Origin of the sequence: Pseudofrankia inefficax (genome assembly GCF_000166135.1) — a bacterium.
GTDB lineage: Bacteria > Actinomycetota > Actinomycetes > Frankiales > Frankiaceae > Pseudofrankia > Pseudofrankia inefficax.
Genome location: NC_014666.1, coordinates 8,757,372 through 8,779,356 on the forward strand (window position 1 = coordinate 8,757,372; position 21,985 = coordinate 8,779,356).

Annotated in this window: 18 protein-coding genes; 5 read left to right on the plus strand and 13 right to left on the minus strand. The window is 69.2% G+C overall.

Annotated elements, in window-relative coordinates; all coding sequences use genetic code 11:
* Positions 1 to 2 precede the first annotated feature (2 nt).
* The 10 genes from rpsR to FRAEUI1C_RS35590 all read right to left on the minus strand — a co-directional run bounded on the left by rpsR (position 3) and on the right by FRAEUI1C_RS35590 (position 12,136).
* Complete coding sequence (gene rpsR / locus FRAEUI1C_RS35545; protein ID WP_007516941.1) at positions 3 to 239, minus strand: 30S ribosomal protein S18; 237 nt, start codon at positions 237 to 239, stop codon at positions 3 to 5.
* An 89-nt stretch (positions 240 to 328) separates the two neighbouring features.
* On the minus strand, positions 329 to 919 hold the full coding sequence (locus FRAEUI1C_RS35550; RefSeq protein ID WP_013428239.1) for a single-stranded DNA-binding protein: 591 nt from the start codon (positions 917 to 919) through the stop codon (positions 329 to 331).
* Positions 920 to 972: 53 nt separating this feature from the next.
* Positions 973 to 1,302, minus strand: a complete 330-nt coding sequence (rpsF, locus tag FRAEUI1C_RS35555; protein ID WP_255355191.1) for a 30S ribosomal protein S6 — start codon at positions 1,300 to 1,302, stop codon at positions 973 to 975.
* 252 nt (positions 1,303 to 1,554) lie between these two features.
* Entirely contained in the window at positions 1,555 to 2,106 is a 552-nt protein-coding gene (locus FRAEUI1C_RS35560) for a hypothetical protein (RefSeq protein ID WP_157735231.1), read from the minus strand.
* Positions 2,107 to 2,501: 395 nt separating this feature from the next.
* A complete protein-coding gene (locus FRAEUI1C_RS35565; RefSeq protein WP_013428242.1) occupies positions 2,502 to 3,692 on the minus strand; it encodes a glycosyltransferase family protein in 1,191 nt (396 codons plus the stop codon).
* Positions 3,689 to 5,746 carry a glycosyltransferase family 87 protein gene (locus FRAEUI1C_RS35570; protein WP_013428243.1) on the minus strand — a complete coding sequence of 686 codons (2,058 nt, stop codon included), beginning with the start codon at positions 5,744 to 5,746 and terminating at the stop codon, positions 3,689 to 3,691. Before FRAEUI1C_RS35570 ends, FRAEUI1C_RS35565 begins: the two co-directional genes overlap by 4 nt.
* Before the next feature lie 81 nt (positions 5,747 to 5,827).
* Positions 5,828 to 6,286: a nuclear transport factor 2 family protein gene (locus tag FRAEUI1C_RS35575; protein ID WP_013428244.1), complete on the minus strand. Its 459-nt coding sequence runs from the start codon at positions 6,284 to 6,286 to the stop codon at positions 5,828 to 5,830.
* Entirely contained in the window at positions 6,283 to 7,923 is a 1,641-nt protein-coding gene (locus tag FRAEUI1C_RS35580) for a long-chain-fatty-acid--CoA ligase (RefSeq protein WP_013428245.1), read from the minus strand. Before FRAEUI1C_RS35580 ends, FRAEUI1C_RS35575 begins: the two co-directional genes overlap by 4 nt.
* Positions 7,924 to 7,979: 56 nt before the next feature.
* Positions 7,980 to 8,252 (minus strand): phosphopantetheine-binding protein, encoded by a 273-nt coding sequence (locus FRAEUI1C_RS35585; protein WP_013428246.1) that lies wholly within the window; start codon positions 8,250 to 8,252, stop codon positions 7,980 to 7,982.
* Between the two features lie 107 nt (positions 8,253 to 8,359).
* A complete protein-coding gene (locus FRAEUI1C_RS35590; RefSeq protein WP_157735233.1) occupies positions 8,360 to 12,136 on the minus strand; it encodes a GDSL-type esterase/lipase family protein in 3,777 nt (1,258 codons plus the stop codon).
* Between the two features lie 839 nt (positions 12,137 to 12,975).
* Between FRAEUI1C_RS35590 and FRAEUI1C_RS35595 the strand changes: the two genes are divergently transcribed.
* From FRAEUI1C_RS35595 to FRAEUI1C_RS35610, 4 genes are all read left to right on the plus strand, one after another.
* On the plus strand, positions 12,976 to 13,851 hold the full coding sequence (locus FRAEUI1C_RS35595; protein ID WP_269724384.1) for a phosphopantetheine-binding protein: 876 nt from the start codon (positions 12,976 to 12,978) through the stop codon (positions 13,849 to 13,851).
* A 157-nt stretch (positions 13,852 to 14,008) separates the two neighbouring features.
* Positions 14,009 to 14,347 (plus strand): hypothetical protein, encoded by a 339-nt coding sequence (locus FRAEUI1C_RS35600; protein WP_013428249.1) that lies wholly within the window; start codon positions 14,009 to 14,011, stop codon positions 14,345 to 14,347.
* A 259-nt stretch (positions 14,348 to 14,606) separates the two neighbouring features.
* The gene (locus FRAEUI1C_RS35605) at positions 14,607 to 15,074 is read left to right on the plus strand and encodes a hypothetical protein (protein WP_041259854.1); all 468 of its coding nucleotides are present in this window, start codon (positions 14,607 to 14,609) and stop codon (positions 15,072 to 15,074) included.
* A gap of 166 nt (positions 15,075 to 15,240) precedes the next feature.
* Positions 15,241 to 15,735 (plus strand): hypothetical protein, encoded by a 495-nt coding sequence (locus FRAEUI1C_RS35610; protein ID WP_013428251.1) that lies wholly within the window; start codon positions 15,241 to 15,243, stop codon positions 15,733 to 15,735.
* An 88-nt stretch (positions 15,736 to 15,823) separates the two neighbouring features.
* Here the strand turns inward: FRAEUI1C_RS35610 and FRAEUI1C_RS35615 are convergent, their stop codons facing one another.
* The 3 genes from FRAEUI1C_RS35615 to FRAEUI1C_RS35625 all read right to left on the minus strand — a co-directional run bounded on the left by FRAEUI1C_RS35615 (position 15,824) and on the right by FRAEUI1C_RS35625 (position 21,111).
* Complete coding sequence (locus FRAEUI1C_RS35615; RefSeq protein ID WP_013428252.1) at positions 15,824 to 18,373, minus strand: transglycosylase domain-containing protein; 2,550 nt, start codon at positions 18,371 to 18,373, stop codon at positions 15,824 to 15,826.
* Between the two features lie 913 nt (positions 18,374 to 19,286).
* Positions 19,287 to 20,360, minus strand: a complete 1,074-nt coding sequence (locus tag FRAEUI1C_RS35620) for an inositol-3-phosphate synthase (protein WP_013428253.1) — start codon at positions 20,358 to 20,360, stop codon at positions 19,287 to 19,289.
* 76 nt (positions 20,361 to 20,436) lie between these two features.
* Positions 20,437 to 21,111 carry a PadR family transcriptional regulator gene (locus FRAEUI1C_RS35625; protein WP_013428254.1) on the minus strand — a complete coding sequence of 225 codons (675 nt, stop codon included), beginning with the start codon at positions 21,109 to 21,111 and terminating at the stop codon, positions 20,437 to 20,439.
* 362 nt (positions 21,112 to 21,473) lie between these two features.
* Here FRAEUI1C_RS35625 and FRAEUI1C_RS35630 point away from each other — a divergent pair, with 362 nt between their 5' ends.
* Entirely contained in the window at positions 21,474 to 21,908 is a 435-nt protein-coding gene (locus FRAEUI1C_RS35630) for a DUF5318 family protein (RefSeq protein ID WP_041259856.1), read from the plus strand.
* The last annotated feature ends 77 nt before the right edge of the window (positions 21,909 to 21,985 follow it).

The following is a 21,985-nucleotide window of genomic DNA, read 5'->3' on the forward strand; positions in this document are numbered from 1 at the left end:
CCTCAGCGAGCGGTCGAGGTGTAGGGCAGCAGCGCCATCTCGCGGCTGTTCTTCACCGCGATCGCGACGTCGCGCTGGTGCTGGCTGCAGTTGCCGGTCACACGGCGGGCACGGATCTTGCCACGGTCGGAGATGAACTTCCGCAGCAGCGACGTGTCCTTGTAGTCGATGTACTCGGTCTTGTCCTTGCAGAAAACGCAAACCTTCTTCTTGGGCTTGCGCACAGCCGCCTTGGCCATGTGTGCACTCCTAGGTTCAGACAAACGTCATGAGGGCGCGCAAGAGCGCGCAACGGGCGCCGCGCACCCGTGGACACCGTGGGTGGTGCCTAGAACGGGGGCTCGTCCGAGTAGCCGCCGGCCGACTGCGACCAGGGATCGTCGACGGCTCCACCGGAGTAGCCGCCACCGGACGAGGAGCCGCCCTGGCCTCCACCCCGGTAGCCGCCACCGCCGCCGGCACCACCAGCGCTGGCGCCGCCGGCACCACCGCTGGGGCCGCCACCGGAGTAGCCGCCACCGTCGAAGCCGCCGCCACCGCCCGGGCCGCCGCCGCGCGCGGCGCGAACGACCTTGGCGGTCGCGTACCGCAGCGAGGGGCCGATCTCATCGACGTCGAGCTCGATGACAGTGCGCTTCTCACCCTCGCGGGTCTCGAAGGTGCGCTGCTTGAGGCGGCCCTGGACGATCACCCGGGCGCCCTTCTGCAGCGACTCCGCGACGTGCTCGGCCGCCTGCCGCCAGATCGAGCAGCGAAGGAACAGCGCTTCGCCGTCCTTCCACTCGTTGGTGGCGCGGTCGAGCGTGCGCGGGGTCGACGCGACGGTGAAGCTCGCGACAGCCGCCCCGTTCGGGGTGAACCGCAGCTCCGGATCGCTGGTCAGGTTGCCGACAACCGTGATGACGGTCTCACCGGCCATGGCTTGTGCCCCCAGTCCCGCAAGGCCTGTGGTTGGCCTCGATTGACACGGTGTTAAGCGGCGACCGGCCGACGGGCGGCGCGCGGCTTCTTCGCTTCCGGCAGTCGGATGACCTTGGTGCGGATGACCGACTCGTTGAGCGTGAGCTGCCGGTCGAGCTCGGCGACCACGTCCGGCTCGGCGTGCAGATCGATGACGGCGTAGATGCCCTCGTGGCTCTTGCGGATCTCGTAGGCGAGCCGGCGCCGGCCCCAGACGTCGACCTTCTCGACCGCGCCGCCGCCGTTGCGGACGACGCTGAGGAACTGGTCGAGGGACGGGGAGACAGTGCGCTCTTCGAGATCGGGGTCGAGGATGACCATGAGCTCGTAATGACGTGCCAAGGCTGAACCCACCTCCTGTGGACTCGGCGGCCGCGGGACGTACCCGTGGCAGGAGGACGGTGCTGTACCGACGGACGAACCACTCGAACGAGCGGCTCCGCCGGCAGAGCAGACGCTCGGCACATCGTTGGCGGCCCAGCCGTAAGGCTGAGGTTCTGAAGCTGACGTCCTACAGCTGACGTCCTACCCCTGGAGCCACGAAGATGTGCCGACGACACCCGGTATAGGAGCGGGCGTCACGTCGCGTCGAGCTTACTCGACGTGTCGGACGATCTGACGCTCGCCGCCTTGGGGCCGCGCGGCGGAGTGCGCCGGGGACGAAGGCCCGTCCGTCGCGGCGTCGGCGCCAGGGTCGTCCGTCGGCCCGTGCCAGACCGTGCGCACCCAGCCGCACGCCGCCGCCAGCAGCCCGACCAGGGCCAACAGGATCAGCAGCCCGCGCACGTGCCGCCCCGGCGACGGGTCGACCAGCGCGACGACGATGACGACCACCACTGCGGCCGCGGCGGTCCCGGCGACCGGATAGGCCAACGCGTTGATCGCACGCTCGCGCTCGGTGAACTGGCGTCGGGGACCAGCGTCCCGCCGCGATCCCGCACCCGGCGGACTGGTGGCCTTCCAGCGGCGGGAGACGGCGCCGAGGCCGCCGCCCGGGCGCTCGGGCGCGACTGGCCCGACGTCGCGGGGCGCCGCGTCACCGGCCTCGATCCCGGCCCGATCGGCCGGAGCCGCCGGGGCGGGCCGTGGCTCGTGGGCCGGGGCACCGTCGGCCGGCGGGCCGGCTGGGTCGCCGTCCGTACTCATCGCCCCATCCTGGCCTACCAACGCGCCGATCACCTCCATTGGCGTCCTTGGTGTGGTGCTTCCGCGGTAGGCGCCGCTTCCGGTGGACCCGTACCGGGTGCCCAGGCTGGCCGGGCCCGACGACCAGCCCAACCGATCGTCACTGTGAGTTATCTTCCCGGCCGACGGGCGGTGACGGAGCGCGGACGGGGGACGGCCGTGGAGGTCTGGGACAGCTGGCCGTCGCAACACGAGCCTGAACCACCGCCCATGCCGTACCCGGCGATCGCCGCCGCGGCGCTGCTCGGTACCGGGATCGTCCTCGGCTTCGGCATGGTCATCCAGGGCGTCCTCGCACCACCCCACGCGCTACCGACCGTAGCCAACAGCCCGAGCAGCGCGCGCCCTCACGGCGGTCAGTCGACCCAGTGGCCCTGGGTGAAGGCGACAACGAACGCGGCCATGACCGGCCCGGAGAGCCAGAGGTAGGCCGGCGCAAGCCGCGGATACCGGCCGGCAAGCCGGGCCAGCAGCAGGTAGACCGGGAAGGCGACCAGCATCGTGCGCACCCCGGAGGCGTAGTAGTTGGTCGCGGCCATCAGCAGGGTCGCGGTGCCGACGAAGGTCGCCTCGGCCCACCGCCGGCCGCGCAGCAACAGGATCGTGACGACGACGCCCAGCACCACGGCGAGCAGCTCGGCCCGCCAGAACCAGGTGAACGTCGTGGATCCGTCCGGACCGGGGAAGGCCGAATGCCACGTCGCCCGCCAGCCGGACCACGGCCAGTCGGTCCAGCGGTGCCAGCCGGCCCGCATCGCCACCGTGTAGGCGTTCCACTCGCCCGTCTTGCCGTGCAGATACCACAGGAAGCCGAACACCGGCAGCGGCGGCAACGCCAGCGCGAACGCCGGCCGGGCGAGTACCGGCTGCCCGGCGGAGCGACGTTCGACCAGGTAGAGCACGACCAGCCCGCACCACAGCGGAATGCCCGTGATCCGGGTGCCGGTGGCTCCGGCCGCGAGCAGCCCGGCGACCCACCAGTGGCCGCGGCGGCCGGCCAGCCAGGCGGTGCTCGCGAAGGCCAGGAACAGCGCCTCGGAGTAGCCGGCGAACAGGAAGACCGCGTACGGGGCGAAGATCGCGGCGAGCACCGCCGCCCGGCCGGCCTCGGGGCCGTCCTCGTCCGCGGCGAGCCGCCAGATCGCAGCCATCGCCACCGCGCCGGCCAGGAAGACGACGATCAGCCCGGACGCGAGCCAGCTGCGGGTGAACAGGTGGACCAGCCGGATCGCGAGCGGGAAGGCTGGGAAGTCAACCTCGGTCTGATCGGCATAGTGCGGCGAGACGTAGCCGTAGCGCGCGACCTTGGTGAACAGGCCGACGTCCCAGCGGTCCCACAGGGCCAGGAACGTGGGCTGCCGGCCCAGCGCGCCCTCGACCGCGACCCGCGCGGCCGCGTACGACAGCACCGCGACCCCGACCCGGCTGGCGAACCAGACCGGCAGAGTGGCGCGCACCGCGGCCGGCAACCGCGCCCACCAGGTCCGGGCGGCCGAGACCGGCGGCCCCGGTTCGACCGATTCCCCCGGCGTGAGCAGCGATGTCACGGAGCGTCGGGATCCGTTCGGCGCGGCTTGAACAGCGCACCCGGCTCGCTCAGGCCGCCATCCCCGCCGGTCTCGCCGCCCCGGCCGGACGTTCCCGTCCCCGTCTGGGTCGCGCCAGTGTCACCGACCGCCTCGGCGCGTCGCCAGCGCCGGCCGAGCGACGGGAGCGGTCCCGTCTCGGCGTACTCAGGCACGGTCGGGCTGGGCTCGGGGGCCGGCGGCCGTTCGGACGGCGGCCGTTCGGACGGCGCGTAGTCGCGGCGCACGGCCCGGCCGCGGCCCACCGCGGCGTCCGCCGCCCCGTCGAGGACACCGCCGGCCGGGTCGTCCAGCCCGGAGGCCCGCACGACGTCCAGCTCCGGGCGCAGGATCTCGCGGACCACGAGGCCCGCGAGCACCACCAGCATCAGGTCGCGCAGTGCCACCGCGCCGACAAACCAGCCGCGCGCGACCCCGCGGCCGCCGGACGTGTCGTTGTAGATGAAGTGCATGAACCGCATGAACAGCAGGTAGGCCTCGGTCGCCTGCCAGACCAGGAACGCCCGCCACTTCGGCCGGGCGAGCGCGTACAGCGGGACCAGCCACAGCGTGTACTGCGGCGAGAACACCTTGTTGGTGACCAGAAACGCCACCACGAGCAGGAACAGCACCTGCGGCAGACGGGGCCGGCGCGGCGCGAACCAGCACAGCGCGCAGATCGCGGCGACGACCATGAGCAGCACCACCGCGGTCACCCAGTTGAGCACGTGCACCGGGACGCCGTGCTCACGGATCGCGGTCAGCACGAGTGGCGTCGCGATGACGATGACGAGCCACGTCCCACCGGCCACGGCTACCTGGACCCGCGGCGCGTCAAGCAGGCCTTGGGCCCGTTCCGGCTCCTCGGGCCCCGCCGCCCACCGCGCCCGTTCGGCGCGATATCGGACGAGGACGACCGCCCCCGCCAGCAGCAGCCCGCTCAGCAGGACGACCACCAGGTGCAGACCGGCGAACCAGCCTGGATCGTGCGCGCCGGAGAGCCATTGCAGGGCGAAGGCGACCGAGTCCCAGTCGGCGACCCGGGTCTCGTTCAGGTGGAAGAACTGTTCGACCGCGTTGCGCGAGCCGTCGGGGCCGTGGCCGCCGAGCAGACTCAGCCAGTCCCCGCCGGAGAAGAACGTCGGCAGGATGCCGTCCTGCACCTTCTGCGTGCCGACGAAATAGCCGGCGACCAGCCAGGTCGGCAACATGATCGCCACAATGGTCGCGGCGGTCGCTATCGCTGTGCGGGCGAAGGTACGCAGGTAACCGGTCCGCAGGCACAGCACGAACAGCCCGACGAGGAAGAAGATCGGGTAGAGCTTGGTACACACGCCCAACCCGAGCATCACCCCGGCGACCACCGGCATCCGTCGCGACCACGCGTAGATGGCCAGCGCCGCGAAGGCGACGGCGATGATGTCCCAGTTCGTCAGGAGATGCAGCACCATGGTCGGTGCCAGCGCGAACAGCGCCGCGTCCCAGATCCGCCTTCGTCCCGCGGTCAGCGCGGTCGCGACGACGGTGACGCAGGCCAGGCCGAGGAACAGGACCCAGGTCAGGTCGTAGAAGAGGGCGGACCGGCTGTCCATCGTGTAGTGATCGACGACCTGCTGCCCGTTGACCGTCTTGTAGACCGGGTGCTGGGTGGGAGCGAGCCGGGAGACCGCCCCGACGACCTCCATCGTCAGGCCGATCAGCGGCGGGTACTCGGTCGGGTAGTCCAGGTAGGGCGTCTTGCCGCCGGACAGGCCCTCCTGCGAGTAGAGCGCGACGACGTCCGAGTAACACATCCGGGTGTACTGGTACTCGTGCGCCCAGTTGCGGGTGTCCCGGCAGGTCGCCTTCTGGGTGTACCCGAGGCCGCAGACCACGATCGTCAACGCGAGCAGCACCCGCAGCGGCGTCCACCAGGTCGACGCGGGCAGCGCCGCGTGCCGCCCGGGCGGCCCGCCGACCAGCTCACTCGCGCCCCGGACGACAGGGTCCTCGTCGCTAGGGCTGACGGTGGCGTCCACGACGTCGGCCGCCGTCATCCCCGCCACCTCATCCGCACCCCACACTCATGCAACCCATTGTGGTACATGCCCGGGCCCGGCCAACCACGACGCATGCCCTCAGCGGGGCAGTCCGACGCTCCCATAGGTGTAGCGGATCGGTGGGGTGGGGCCGAAGAAGGCGGTCATGGCGACGATCAACGGCTCGTCGCTGAAGACGAGGATGTCGAGGCCGGTGAGGGTGGTCCTGCCAGCGCTGTCCCGGAACGCCCATTCGAGACGGGCGTTCCGGTGGTGGAGGTCGATGGCAGTGGTTCGGACCGGGCGGTAGCCGGGGTAGCCGCGTTGGACCTCGCCGATCAGGTCCGTGAACTGGTCGAGCCCGGTGGCCGCACCCAGCGGGCTGACGTACACCACGTCGGGGGCGCAGCAGTCGGCCAGGATCTTCCTGCGCCGGTCGGCATCGCGTTCGGTCCAGGCGGAAAGCCCCAGCGTGAGCAGTTCGACGATGGTGTCCGCGCCCGCGGGGTCGGCGCCGGCTCCGACGACGATGTCGTTACGGCCGACCGGGCTGCTCATGACGTGAACCGCCGGGCCGCCTCGGCGCGCTGAAGCTTGCCGGAGGGCGTCTTGGGGATCGAGCCGGCCGGCAGTACGTAGACCGCGACCGGCTGAATGCCGATCGTGGTGCGGACCCGGTCCGTGACGGCGCGGCGCACGGCGTCGGGGTCCGGAACGCGCGACTCGACGGCGACGGCGACGCCCTCGCCGAGGCCGCCCGGCCGGGGCACCGGGAACGCGACGGCGTTGCCGGCCCGGACACCGGGTGTCTGCCCGGCGGCGCGCTCCACGTCCTCGGGGTAGATGTTGCGGCCGCCGACGATGATCAGATCCTTCTTCCGGCCGCAGAGGACGAGCTCGCCGTCGACGAGGTAGCCCAGATCGCCGGTCCGCAGCCAGCCGTCGGCGAGACTCTCCTCCATACCCTCGTCCATGGGCTCGGCATCGTGGTAACCGCTGGTCACCGCCGGTCCGCGGACCTCGACCTCGCCGACCGTGCGGTCAGGCAGCTGCTGACGGCCCGCCGGACCCACAATCCGCAGGCTGGTCCGAGCGATGGGCGAGCCCAGCAGTGGCAGACGGCGGGTTGGCTCGCCTGGGCGCGGTGGAGCGGCGCGCCCTTCGCGGGCCAGCGTGTCCGCGTCGACCTCGTCGACGCGCAGGCCCCGCATCGGGGTGGGGACGGTGACGGCGAAGGTCGCTTCCGCCAGGCCGTAGCCGGGCAGGAAGGTCCGCGGGTCCAGGCCGTGGGGCGCGGCGGCGGTCAGGAACGTCTCGATGGCGTCCGGGTCGATCTGTTCACCGCCGGACATGGCGCCGGTGATGGTCGAGAGGTCGAGGCGAGGGCCGTAGGGCAGGAACCGCGCGGCCAGTGCGTAGGCGGACGTCGGCCCGACGATCGTCTGGACCTGGTGCTCGGCGGCGAGCTGGAGCCAGCTGGCCGGGTTGGCGAGGTAGTCGGTCGGGGAGGCGAGCAGCAGGTCGCACTGGCCGCAGGTCAGCATCGCCGCGAGGATCCCGATCAGGCCCATGTCGTGGGACAGCGGCAGCCAGGAGAGTGTCCGGCCGTGCTTCGCGCCGTGGTCGATCGCCTCGGCGAGGCCCTGGAGGTTCGCCGCGAGGTTGGCGTGGCTGACCCGGACGATCCTGGGCTCGCTGGTGGTACCGCTGGTCAGCTGCAGGATCGCGGGATCGTCATCGACCAGGGCCGGCCGCCGCCAGAGGCCGGCGGGCGCCTCGGCGAGCACCGAGTCGAGGGGACGGACCTGGTGGCCGGCCGAGGCCAGTGCCGAGCTGAGGTCTTCAAACGGTGATCCGACGAGGACCACCGGCTGCCCGAGCCGGTCGAGGTGTCGCTCGGTGGCGGCCAGGAAGGCCTCGATGTCCATCGTGCGGGCCGGCGTCGGCAGCACCGTCAGGCTCGCGCCCGCGAGCCACACCGCGGCGATCGCGGTCACCGCCGCCCGGGAGTTCAGGCTCAGCAGAGCCACCGACCGGCCCGGACCGGCGCCGGCCGCCTGCAGGCCGCCCGCGGCCCGCAGCGCGTCCGCGTGCAGGTCGCCCCAGGTCAGACGCTCGTCGCCGACGGGCGACAGGAAGGTGATCGTTCCCGGTTCCTTGCCGGCCCGTTCCATCGCATCCAGCAGGTAGACCACGTACGTGCCAGCCTTTCGTAAGAGGCGTGTGACCGCGCGGATTCGACGCCGGCGACTCAGTCAGCGGCAACTCGGTCAGCGGCGACCCTGGCCATCAGGCGCTCCAACAGCAGGCTGATCCGGGAGCAGGTCTCGAAGTTCCCGAAGTTCAGGTCGTTGCCCGCGATGGCGACGCCATACCGGTCGGTCAACGCCCCGACCAGCCGGACCAGCTCCAGTGAGTCGAGGACGCCCGTCGACAGCAGTGGCTCGTCAGCCGTCAGATCGACGTCCACGTCGACGAATCCCTCGGTTGTCAGCAGCTCACACAGCTCGTCCGCGTATCGCACTTTCTCCCCTTCGTTCTTTCGTCGGGTTACCAGCCGGCCGCCGGTTCCGAGGGTTCTGCCCTCGGAACCGGCGGCCGGGTCTCACGACCGTTCGACGTTCGGCTTCCTCACACGCCGAGAGACGCGTTGATGAGACCGGCGTCGGCACCGTGGCCGGCGGCGTCGGGATGGAAGCTGCCCGGTCCAGGGTTGGTGCTTCCGCTCCCCGTGCTGCTGTGCGGCACGAGCGAGTTGATCCACTCGTCGCCGTCATGGAAGGTGCAGGCGCCATGGTCAGGCGGCCCCGAGAAGGTGCTCACCGGGTTGACGAAGGTCGCCCCCACGCCGGCCTCCGAAACGGCCTGCGAGGTCACGCTGTCCAGCCTGTCGGCCATGTCCGCGAACCACTGGGCCAGGTCCGGGTTGATTGCGACAGTGCAGATATCCAGCCGAAGGCTGCCGGTCGTGACGATGTGCGGGTAGCCGAGCACAGTGATCTTCGCGTTCGGCGCCAGCGAATGGATCTGTTGGTACAGCGCGACGAGGCGCGGCTTGAGACCGTCGATGACGATCGGTTCCTGGACGGTCAGCGGTTGTGGGTCGACGGTTCCGTTGAAGGTGAGGTGAAAGTCGGACGCCATGCAGTTCGGGCCGTTCAACGGTAGCTGCGAAAAGGCACTCGACAGATTGTCCAACAAACATGCCTGCACGATCGTGCTGAAACGTGAGTCGTTCCCACCGATGCCTATCGTCACGTTGGTCGTGTTCTCGTCAAGCCAGTTCTGGTATAGCTGCGGGACCTCACCCTGATCGTAGTGCTGACCGTTGATATCGTTGATCACCGCTCCGCTGCAGGCGAGGAAATGAAACTCGTCGTCGCCCGGGTGCGCGGCCCGCAGCGCGTTGAACACGGTGTTCGAGTACGCCTGAGGACTGCGGTGGCAGGCGTCCCCGATGCCGTTCATCACCGGCCGGTCAGCGTTGCCGTAGTAGGGCTGGACGCCTTCCCCGGCCTGGTAGGAGTCGCCCAGGGCGACGTAGTCGACGGCGGGCTTCGACGACGGCGTGAAGGCGATCGCGTCCCACGCGAGGTCGACGGTGTGGTTCCAGTCGTTGTTGGTGACGTTCGTCAGATAGACGTAGGCGCCGGCGCTGAGCTGGTACGAGCCGAGATCGAACCATGAGTTCTGGTTCCAGCGCTGGTTGACGATCCGGTCCTTCGTCGTCGTACCGGTGTTGATGATGTAGTCGGCCTGCTGAGTGTCGGCCCCGTTGTCCGGGATGTGCACCCAGATCCGCTGCCAGCCGGTAACGCTGGATGGAGGCGTCCAGGTGCCGGTGACGCCGACGGAGTTCGAGGCCGAGGCCCGCGCGAGCGCGACGGTACGGGCGAAGTAGGTATGACCCATGTATCCGACGCCGAGCTGATGGGTGTCGATGGCTCCGAGCGGGTGGCCGGAGCTGTCGGTTCCGTAGGTGAGGGCGAAGGTCCCCGCCGACGAGGTCGTCGCGCAGCCGGCGAGATTCGTGGCGGAGCTCGACAGTTCGTCGACGATCACGGCCCCACCCGGTAGGGCGGTGGTTCCTGGCGTCTGCACGACTGGCGATGCGGCGGCGGAACACGACGCCGGGTACGGATCGGCGACCGCCGGCTCGCCGCCGCCGACGTCTCCCGCGGGATTCTCGGAGGCCAGATCCGGGCGGTCGACGGAGGTCCAGGTGACCGCCGTGTGCCACGCACAGTAGGAGCGGTCAGCGTTGTTGCAGTATCCGCCCGAGGTGTTCGTCTGGCTGCAGTTGTTCGCGGAGGTGCAGAAGAGGAAGTAGTTCTGCGGCAGGTTCAGGATGCCGCTCGCCGTGTACTTGAAGCCTCCGTTGATCAGGTCGAGCTGGGAGTTGGCGGCCCAGCCCAGGACCTTCTCCTGGTACGGCCACCGCGACGGGTGGGCGGCGTCGTCGTAGGTGACGCTGAGGAAGGGCTGCCGGTTCGGCGGGTAGTCGTTCTGGGCCGGGTTGTTTGTCCAGCCGAGGCCGAGCGAGTGGTAGTTGCTCGGCAGCGGGGCGGTGTGGATCCCGGTGTTGTAGGCCCAGATCGCGAAATACCAGTTCTCGATCTTGGTCGGGTCGCCGTTGTTGGCGAGGATTCCCATGCCGTACAGCTGGTTCCAGAAATCGGTGAGCATCTTGACGGCGGCGAGCTCGTTCACTTCGTAGTCGGTGGCGATCGCCAGCTTCACCGTGTCGCTCCACGGGCTGGTCGCCGTGCCCGTCATGCCCGAGGTGATCTGGCCGACGCCGTAGCCGCAGTCGGCGTTGGCAGGGTTGGCGCCGACGATGAGCGAGCCGTCGGAGCTGTAGGCGGTCCCGTAGTAGTTGGCGATGAGCGGGTCACTGGCGATGCCCGGCAAGGCGCGCCAGCTGGCCTGGCTGAAGTTGGACTCCTGAGCGAGCACGCCTTCGAGCACCTGGGTTGGGATGTGGCCCCCACTCGGGGCGCCCGCGAGGCTCGCGATCGGGATGAGCGACGCCGGCGTATAGGCCGGAAGGCCGTGCTTCTCCCAGTTCGCGGGCCGCTGAGTCGTCAGGCCGCCGGACACGGCACGGTAGGCGCTCCACTGGATCTGTGCGGGGGAGGGCTGGATGACCTGCATCGACGGGTCCAGCGGCGCGACCGCGCAGGGCGAGCCGGAACCGGCGGCTCCGCCACTCGGAAGGGTGTTCGGCTTGAGGGTGCCCGGCGCCAGGCTGGACGGCGCCGGGCTGGCGCTCGCCGCGGGGGCCTGATCCGCCGCGGCGGCGGTGACCTGCGTGGCCGTCGCCGCGCCGCCCGACCGGGACCGGTTCCTGATCGTGATGGCGCTGGTCGTCTTGGTCGGCGCGGTCCCGCCCGGCACGTCCTCCCCGTCGACGACGAGCCCGCCCTCCAGGGACAGGTCCGCCGGCTGCGTGTCGGTGCCGAGAACATCGATCGGGTTGCCACCGGCGACCCGGCTCGGCCGACCGACGAGGTGGTTCTTTCCGCCTCGGCCCTGCCAGAGAGCCATGTTGCGCAGCGGTCCGTCGGCCAGCTCGGCGACCTTGCCGTTGCTGCCCCGACGGAACGCCTTCGAGGTCGTCGGGCCCGTCACGGCGAGGTAGTCGAGCCCGTCACTGGAACTCGGGCGCAGATCGAACACCGCGCCGGGCGCGGTCGCGAGGGTCGACGTGCCACCGTTGGCGGCGACCGAGATCACCCTGGAACCGTCGGCCGCGGCGACACCCTTCGCCGTCGGCACGGCCGACGCGACCCGACCGGTGACGGTCCGGCGGTCGCGGATCTTGCTGCCCGCGGCGTCGACCCTGATCAGCTCGGTGTTGGCGTGGTCGGTGCCTGTGTTACGGCTGAAGACGACATCCGTGCCGGTGCCGCAACCGGGTGAGTAGTACTTGAGCCCGACTCTGACCGGCAGAACCCACCGGCTACCGGTCCTGAGGTCGACGATCGCGCCGAACGCACCTTCGTCCCTCAGCGTCTCGTCGTCTGCCATGCCGATCGGCGCGAAGGTAACCGCCATGTAGCGGCCGTCACCCGTCACGCAATGGAACTCGGTCCACATCGGGGTGTCCCAGCCCTGGACCGAGAGGTTCGTCAGCTCCCGCCAGCCGCCGACGGTGGCGGAGTTCGGCACCAGGACGTTCACCCCGTCAGGAGTTCCGACCGCCAGCGCCGCGACGTCCCCGGCCGGCACTGGCACGTGGCCACCGGCGCCGGGCTGGGGCGCGCCCGTCGACGCGGCCCCGCCCGTCCCGCCGGCAGGCGTCGCGCTGGCGGGCCCCGACCCCCCGCCTGGCGAGGCCGCCACCGCGAGGGCGGTGCCGGTGAGGCCCGGGAGGCCGCTCGACATCGCCAGCGCCAGACAGATCACGATCACGATGGTCTCTGCGAAAAGAAGCGGGTACCTACGCGTTCGAGGCAAGGCTCTTCCTCTGCTCCGATCAGGCATCTGGACGACAAGGAGTCGCGCCGCGGCGCGCGAAAGGCGGTAGTCCGTGTCGTTGACCACTGGCGCCGAGAAGCGAGGACGACCACAGAATCGTCCGCACGCCGGCTAACGGCGGCTGCCTTATGGGCAGGACCCCTGGACGCCGAATACGGGCGCAAGAAAAGCCGCGCGCGATCTCCTGAAAGGGTCCGCCACGAGGTTCAGCGCCTGTGCTGTCGAGCGGGTGAGACGTGCGTTGGATTGATCACGCAGGCACGCACGGACCTGTCACGACCTCCCGACCAGAGCCTGGAGCCGTGTGCAAATTGCGACAAACTCACATGAGGCAGAACTATGCGCACCCGGACCATCGCTGTCAACCAGTCGCCAACATCGCCGACTGCTACTTTCTGTGGTCGGGTCCGTCTCGCGGTGGGCCGCTCACGCCGCAGGCGCCTGAGCAGGGACCTTGCGACCAAGACGCTCACCGACTGTGATTCACGACCGGTTGGCGCTCACAATCAGCTACTTGATGCGCCGCTAGCTCGCTAACGGTGGCCCGCAGCCAGCTACCGTGCGTCATAAACCCAGGCAGATCGCGCCCGGAACGTGCGCCGGAAACTGATCAGGAGAAAATTGCAGATACGGCTTGCGCCCGACCCGGTGACCGCTGCTATGTTGCGTCCTGCTGCCCCTACCTCAGCCCACGGATGGACGCACCCTGTTCCGGGAACCCGCGCCCGGACTCTGAAAGAGGCCACCGTCGGTGGGTCTGTTTCAGGATGCGTTCCGCCTGCTCTCGCGTTGGAGCGTCCGTGCTCAGTGAACTGCAATACAACGTCATCCAGGATCTTTTAGCGAAGGTCCTGGATGTCGACCCCTCTATGGTCACACCGTCCACCCATCTCCGCGACGAGCTCTGCCTCGACTCGCTACAGCAGGTGGAACTGCAGGCCTGGCTCGCCGCCCGTGGGGTCGATCTCGCCGCGTTGCCGCCGGGCGGGCCGCAGACCGTCGGCGACGTACAGGCCCTCGTCGATGCCGTCGATGCCGTCGACGCCGCCCACGACGGGGGCCAGGCCCGGCAGGCGGCGTCGCTTCCAGGCCCAGCGTCCGGGCCCGCTCATCCGGTCCTGCACAGCGCACAGCTGGCGCTGCGTCCGGTCAGCCCCGAGTACGTGCCGTTCCTTTACGACCTGGCCACCCGTGAGGAGGTCGGCTGGCGCTGGCGGTTCCGCGGCGCGATCCCGGACATCGAGACGTTCCAGGCAGGGCTGCGGCAAGGCGCGCTGAGCCAGTTCGTGGTCGTCGTCGCCCCGAACGGCGAACCGGTCGGCACTGTGTCCTGTTACAACGCGGACCTGCATCGCGGCATCGCCTTCCTCGCCGCGGCCTTCGTCCCTGAGCACGTCGCCGGCGGAGTACCGATGACCGCCGTCGGGATGTTCCTGCGCTATCTGTTCCAGGTCTGGGACCTGCGAAAGATCTACATGGAGGTGCCGGACTTCAACTACACGCAGATCGCCAGCGGCGCCGGGAAGTACTTCGAGGTAGAAGGACATCTCCGGGAGCACAGCTACTACGACGGACGCTACTGGGACGAGTACATGCTGGCGATCTACCGGCGTCACGTCGTGGATCCCCGGCCACGGCCCTGATGCGACTCAGGACAGTCGGGCCGGGTCGACGCTGACCGGCGCGGAGCCTGTCGTCACCGACTTCGTAGCGAGCGGTGCCGGTCCGACCACAGGGATACACTTTCACCTCAACGGCCTGTAGCTCCCACGAGCGACGGCGACGGGGGTTCTTGCGCCCATGACACCCACCTCGAGGTGGAGCCAGGTCCGGACCGTCTTCTCGGTCGTCGTGGGTCCGCTCGCGAGCTTCTTCCTCACGGTGTACCTGCTGAAGTGGGCGGCGAAGCTCGACCGTCACTACATCGCCGACTGGGGCGGCCAGGTTGAGATCCGCACCCACGCCGGCCTGTTTGTGAAGATGGGCCTGCTGGGCGCACTGCCAGCGTGGGCAGGCGCGACGGCCGCGACCCGCGGAAAACGATGGGTCGGCATCCTGATCGGTCTCGGATGTTTCGCCGCCGGCTGCATCGGCGAGGCGGTCGTCACATATTTCTACAAACCCTGGTTCACCTTCTAGGCGTTCCCGCGTGGCCTGGCGACACGACCACGTCTAGACGTCGATGAGCGCGGCCGCCCACGGGCTCGGCATCGAGAACAGCCTCCGGGCACCTTCGAGCGCGCTCGCTGGAGCAGGTTTCGGGTGTTTCACGTCCAACCACCTTCGTATTCCGCCCGGCGAGGCATGGTCCCGTCCGCGCGCTTCAGCGTCGGACGTCGCAGGAAAACCGCCGAAGAAGGGAAATGACTTGAACCGAAGAAATCTGGCCACCGGAGCCGTGCTCACGGCCCTGCTCCCCGTGGCGACAGCCGTCACCGGCTGGTCAAGCACAGCACAGGCGACGACCGCGGACGACTGCGGCTCCGACCTCAAGACGCTCTACCACACAAACATGACCTACTGGTACACCGACACCAACGGGAAAGAACAGCAGGTCACGAGCGACGTCGCCGGGTGGGTCGAGCTACGGAAGAGCCACTGCGGGGTGAAGGCATACGTCTCGCTGACCGGTGGCACCCACTTCACCGGCGGGGAGCTCACCGGACGAGTTTTCAGCTCGCCCGACGGCGGCGACGGCGCGAGCAACATCGACGAACAGATCTGCGGGTTGGACGGCGCCGTCCCAGGCGCCTGGTGCGCAACCGGTTTCATTTCCCCTGACGGTGTCTTCAGCCGGGCGGTGGGAAGGGTGGAGAACAACTACCCCGTCACTCACGGATACGCGGGGGAAACGCCGAGGTACTAGTGGGTCCGGACGCGTCGCCGCGACAGCCCTCGCTGCTCCCTCCCTTGGTAGAAGGATTTCCCAGCCGTCGGATGGCCGTCCGCCGGATCTTCGGGGGCGGTCCAGCCGGCATCCGCACGCACACGGGCGTCATCTCCATGAAGAACCCGCACGAAGGGACTGGAACGTGAATCGAAAAAGGCTGGCCACCAGCGCCGTGCTCACGGCCTTGGTTCCCGCGGCCACCGCGATCACCAGTTGGTCCAGCACTGCGCAGGCGACGACGACTGACTGCAGTGACGGATTGAAGACCCTGTACCACACGAACCTGACCTACTGGTACACCGACAGCAACGGCAAGACCCAGTACGACACGAACGACGTCGCGGGTTGGGTCGAACTCCGCAAGAGCAGCTGTGGCGTCAAGGCGTACGTCTCACTCACCGGCGGATCACACTTCCACGGCGGCGAGCTGACTGGCAGAGTAGCGAATTCTGCGGACGGCAGCGATGGCGCTAGCAACGTCTATGGAGACGTCTGCGGAATGGACGGCGCCACCACCGGCAGTTGGTGCGCCACGGGCTTCATCCCGTACACCGGCCTCCTGAACTGGGCGACCGGGAGCCTGGAGAACGACTACCCGGCGACTCACGGGTATTACCATCGGACTCCGCTGTACTAGAACCCGGAGCCCGACAGAAGATCACGCAAACGGGCCTGGCGGGGCTTCACCCGCCAGGCCCGTTCCACGTCGCGCTTACCTCAGGACGCTAACCGGATGAAATCCCAAGGAGCCCGGATTTTCGGCTCGTGGGCGTCGGTGCTGGTGTCGGCGTCGGTGGTCTGCCACCCCCGCCGCCGGAGCCGTTGCCGTTCCCACCGCCACTGGTACTGCTCGTGGTGCCGTGGCTCTGGTTGATACCCCAGCTGGCGAGCGGGTTCCACGGGGTGTTCGAGGGCTGGTCGAAGAGGTTGCCCGGGTCGGACGTCGTGGTGGGCGTCGGGCTCGGCGTGTCGGTCGGGGTGAAGTTCTGGATCGTCCCGCCGTAGACCGGCGGCGGGAACTGCTTGACCGGCTGGTCCTTGAGCGCGGCGGTCATGAACTTGTTCCAGATCTTCGCCGGAAGCCCACCGCCGTAGACCTTGCCGCCGGGCGCGGTCGGGATACCGGTCAGGGCCTCGCCAGGAAGAGGTACCGGTGGATTCTTGGTGTTGTCCATCTTCGCCTGGTCCCGGAACATGTCCACGCAGGCTGTCAGCTGCCCGGGGGTGAAGCCACAGAACCAGGCGCTCTGGTAGTCCTGCACCGTGCCGGTCTTGCCCGCGGACGGCCTCCCGGTCAGCGCCGAACTCGCGGCCGTCCCCTTGGGCTTGAGCACCGACTGGAGCGCGTAGCTGGCGTCGGCGACCACACCGGACTCCAGCACCTTCTTCGCCTCCGGCTGCCCCTGGTAGATCAGGTGGCTCGAGCCGTTCAGCACCTTGTCGACGATGTGTGGAGTCGTCCGGTACCCACCGCTGGCGACCGTGTTGTAGACGGACGCCATCTGGATGGGATGGATGTAGTCCTCACCAAGCGTGATACCCGCCTGCTCGGCGAGGTCATCCGAGATTCCGAGGTTCTTCGCCATCGCGACGACCTTCGAGACGCCCAGGCCGGGGCCGCCGATGTTGAAGCCCAGCGGCACGTAGACCGTGTTCAACGACTGGCCGGTCGCGTCGATCAGGTTCGCGGACGCCGTGCGGGCGTCGCCCTCGTCATTGTGAATGATGTAGTTGTTGCCGTTTGTCCCAGGCAGCTTCTGCGGGTCGGACGCGTCGAACGTCGAGTTCAGGTTGTAGCCGTTCGACAGCGCGGTCAACAGGGTGACTGTCTTGAACGTCGATCCGGACGGAATCGTCTGGTAGGAGATGTTGTCCGTATAAGAACTGTAGTTCGGGTCGGGACTTTGCGGATTCTTCCCGTATTGGGAGCCGCCGTACCAGGCCAGCACCTTCCCGGTCGCCGGGTCAAGCGCCACGAGTCCGGTTTTCAGGTTCGTGATCGGGTTCGGGTAGACGGGCCCGATGACACTGTTCACCGCGGCGACGGCGGCCTGTTGGCGACCGGCGTCGATCGTCGTGGTGATTCTCAGTCCGCCGGTTTCTATCTGTTGCTCCGAGATCCCGTGGTCTTTCAGCTCGGCGATCACCTCGTCCTGGATGTACCTGTTCTGCACATCGGTCGTGCTCGACGAGCTGGTTGTCACGGGCTTCACCGCCGCCAGCGGGTAGTCCGGCACCGACGTCAGCCACTTTTCGGAGATCATCGTGTTGATGACCTCCTTCCACCGCGTCTTCGACGCGTCCAGATGGACTGTCGGGTCGAGGTAGTTCGGCTGGCGGATCAGGCCGGCGAGGACCGCGCCCTGCGCGGCCGTCAACTGGCTCGGCGGAATACCGAAATACGCCTCGGACGCGGCGTCGATGCCGTAGGAGTTCCGGCCGAAGTAGATCGTGTTGAGATAGAACTCCAGGATCTGGTCCTTGGAGTACTTGTGTGACAGCTTGACCGAGATCACGATCTCCTTGATCTTCCGGGAGAACGTGCGGTCCTGCGTCAGGTAGGCGTTCTTGACGTACTGCTGCGTGATCGTCGAGGCACCCTGCTGCACGCTGCCGCTCTTCACGTTGACCAGCATGGCGCGGGCGATGCCGCGGTAGGAGATACCCGGCTCGTTGTAGAAGTTCTTGTCCTCGGCGGCGAGCACGGCCTGCTGCGCCGGCTTGGACACCTCCGACAACGCGACATTGTGGCGGTTGACACCCTGCGTGCGGGCGAGTTCGGTGTTCCCGTCGGAGAAGTAGATGACCGAGCTCTGGTCGGTCTTGATCGACTCCGGCAGCGGCACTTTGGTCGCGGCGTACAGGATCGCGCAGCCGGCGACGAACAGCAGGAAGGTGCCGAGCGAGCCGAAGATGACCAGGCGTCGCATCCACAGCGGCCGTTCCCGCCAGATCCGCGGACCGTGCGTGCCGACCTTGCGGCCGGGACGGGCGGGGCCGTCGGGTGCCGCGTTGGGGTCGTTCGGCCCGCCGGGTCGCCGATGGCCGCCGGGGCCGGTCGGCCTGCGGGGGGCCAGGGCGGCACCGTCGGCGCCGACGCGACGGTAGGTGGTGGCGTTCTCGTCGCGGTCGCGTACCTCGATCTTGCTGAGCGCGGCCTGGTCGACGGTGTCGTAGACGGCGTCGCGCTCGGCCGGGTGCAGGGGACGCCGGCCTCGGTCGGAGACGCCACGGCTACGGTCGGAGACGCCACGGCCCCGGTCGCCGATCGCCATGGTGCCGGTGACCCCGCCGCCGGCGCGCGCGCCGGTCGGGCCGGCGGGGCGGCCGGTGCCCGTGCGCGGGCCGCTCGGCCGGGCGGTGGTAGCGCCTGTCGCGCCAGTCCGGTTGGCGGTGGCCCGCGGATGGTAGGAAGGCCGGTCGGTCGGCGGAACACCGTCATCGGCGGCGGGACGCGCACCGGTCCGGTCGCCACGGCCGGCGGTCGGACGGGCACCGGTGGCCCCGGTGGCCCCACCTGGGCGCGGACCGCGCCCGGCTACCGGCCGCTCACCGCGGTCGGCGACCGGCCGATCGGGCCGCCCGCCGCGGTCGGCGCTTGGCCGCGCGGCGCGACCGGTGGCGTCGTCGGCCGGCCACTCGGGCCGGTCGTGGCGACCGGGCCGCGGGCCGCTCGGGCGCCCCCGGTTGTCGTCCAGGTCCTCAAAGCCGCGCGGCGCGCCACCCGGGGGCGTCGGACGCCGCCGGGGTGGTTCCTGATCATTCGGCAGGCTCAAAGCCGTCCCGTCCTTCCCGCACCGCGACCAGGACTGGGACAATATAGACAGTTCGGTCGCGTTCGGTACATGGCAACCCAGGGTCTCATGTCGAGACGCAGCCCCGACCAGCGCCCCTGGGTAACCCCTTTTGCATCTACAGCGTTGTCGGGTCCAGGCGTTTCGTCACAGTCCGTTCCGGGTGGTTGCGACGGTTCGACGCCGCCCACCGTCAGGAACCCCAACGGACCGCGACTCCGGGCGGAGCCATCGCGACCAGGCGGAGACTGCCTGATAGCTGGACGCCCGGGATGCGCCGCGGGTTGCGCGGGAACGCCGCGCCGACCAGGCCCGACACACGACGAGGGTCGGGCAACCCCCTCCGGTTGCCCGACCCTCGTCGCTGTGCGTACTCAGGAGTGCGCGAGGACGACTACTCCTCGCCGCGGATGAAGGCCTCGACCTTGTCGCGGCACACGCTGTCGCGGTACTGCTCCGGCGGGGACTTCATGAAGTAGCTCGACGCCGACAGGATCGGGCCGCCGATGCCGCGGTCCAGCGCGATCTTGGCGCAGCGGACCGCGTCGATGACCACACCGGCGCTGTTCGGGGAGTCCCAGACCTCGAGCTTGTACTCCAGGCTCAGCGGGACGTCACCGAACGCGCGGCCCTCGAGCCGGACGAACGCCCACTTGCGGTCGTCCAGCCAGGCGACGTAGTCCGACGGGCCGATGTGCACGTTGCGGGCGCCCATGTCGTGCGACACCTGCGAGGTGACGGCCTGGGTCTTGGAGATCTTCTTGGACTCCAGCCGGTCGCGCTCCAGCATGTTCTTGAAGTCCATGTTGCCGCCGACGTTGAGCTGCATCGTGCGGTCCAGGATGACGCCCCGGTCCTCGAACAGCTTCGCCAGCACCCGGTGGGTGATGGTGGCGCCGACCTGCGACTTGATGTCGTCACCGACGATCGGCACGCCGGCGGCGCGGAACTTCTCGGCCCACTCGGGCACGCCGGCGATGAAGACCGGCAGGCAGTTGACGAAGCCGACGCCCGCGTCGATCGCGCACTGGGCGTAGAACTTCGCGGCGTCCTCGGAGCCGACCGGCAGGTAGCAGACCACGACGTCGGCCCGGGTCTCCCGCAGGATCGCGACGACGTCCACCGGCTCCTCGTCGGACTCCTCGACGGTCTCCCGGTAGTACTTGCCGAAGCCGTCGTAGGTGTGGCCGCGAGCGACGGTCACCCCGGTCGGCGGGACGTCAGCGATCTTGATGGTGTTGTTCTCGCTGGCGCCGATGGCCTCGGCCAGGTCACGGCCGACCTTCTTCGCGTCGATGTCGAACGCGGCGACGAACTCGATGTCGGAGACGTGGTAGTCGCCGAGCTGGACGTGCATGAGCCCAGGTACCTGGTCGGACGGGTCGGCGCTGCGGTAGTACTCGACCCCCTGGACGAGAGACGCGGCGCAGTTGCCAACGCCGACGATGGCGACACGTACCGAACCCATGACGGTCTACTCCTTTAGTTACGCGGAATGCATGCGGGACAGTGGGCCAGCGGGGCGCCGCGTCAGTCTGCGGCGCTCACCGGGGCCCGGGGACCTCACCGTCGGGGTCCTGGGATGTTGCGGATGGTGCCGCGGGTGGCACCAATGGCCGAACTTCGGGCGGCCGAACAGTGGCCTGCGGCTGCGGCGCTGGCTCCGGCAAGCCGAGATCCGCCATACCGGGCTGACCGTGAGCGCGTTCCGTTTCGATCAGCTCGGTGAGCCAACGGACCTCACGGTCGACGGACTCCAGCCCGTGACGCTGCAGCTCAAGGGTGTATGCGTCGAAGCGCTCCCGAGTGCGGGAAAGCGCCGAACGGACCTTCTCCCGCCGCTCCTCCAGCCGGGTGCGCCGGCCTTCGAGGATCCGCAGCCGCACCGCGGCGTCGGTCTTCCCGAAGAAGGCGAAGCGGACGCCGAACATCTCGTCTTCCCACGAGGCCGGGCCGCCCTCGCCGAGCAGCTCGGTGAGCCGTTCCTTCCCCTCCGCGGTGAGGGTGTAGACGACCCGGCTGCGCCCACCGATCCGGGAGGCCGCACCGGCGTCGTCGGCGGTGACGAAGCCCTCGGCCTGCAGCTTGCGCAGGAGCGGATACAGCGACCCGTAACTGAACCGGTGAAAGGCCCCAAGCACGGCCGCCAGCCGCTTGCGCAGCTCGTACCCGTGCATCGGGCTCTCGGAGAGGATGCCGAGCACCGCGAGCTCCAACATCGCGCCGCCCTCCCCTCCGCCCCGATGAACCTCGATATGTCGTGCCAACATGTCGAGCCGACGTGTCGACGCAACATATCGAGCCGATACATCGACCTTAGACGACTCGGGACGACCATGGCAACAGGGGATGTCTCACTGGTGTCCGGACGGCGGCGCCGTGATGACCTTCCAGGCAGACGCCGCGTCGTCGCCAAGGCCACCACCCCCCGATCGCCAACCAGGCTCGGATCCGCGGAGCAGGACCGACCCGGATCGGTCGGGAAGCGCGCTGTCGGACAGTTCGCAACTCCGGGTGCAAAGGCGCCCGGAGCCGTCGAACGGGGGCTGCCAGGTCAGGGTGTGGCGGTACCGTGGCATCCATGGGACCCGGGCCGGGAGCGAGGTCGATCATCGACTACGCCCTCGCCCGCCGGGCGGTGCTGACCGACCTGAGTGCCGGCCGGGTCTCCCGGCTGGAGCTCTGCGACGCCAACCCGTACCTGCTGCGGGCCGCGCGCTATCACGGCGAGCCGACCACCAGGAGCTGCCCGGTCTGCCACGCGGGCGACCCGGACCGCCCGAAACCCGGCGACCCACTGGTGAACGTCACCTACGGCTACGGCGACGAGCTGGGGGGCACCTCGGGGCGGGCGTGGGCCAGCGACGACCTGCCGGCCCTGGCCGGCCGCTTCGCCGAGCTCCGGATCTACGTCGTCGAGGTGTGCGCCGAGTGCGGCTGGAACCACCTGGTGATGTCGTATGTCATCGGGACCGGTGGCACACCCGTCCGAAGGATCAGCCGCCGCGCCGAGTGAGGCGTTGGCCAGAGACGGCGCTTCGCGCCTCTGGCCGCCTTGCCTGCTCGGGCGCTTAGCGCCCTCCGCAACCTGGA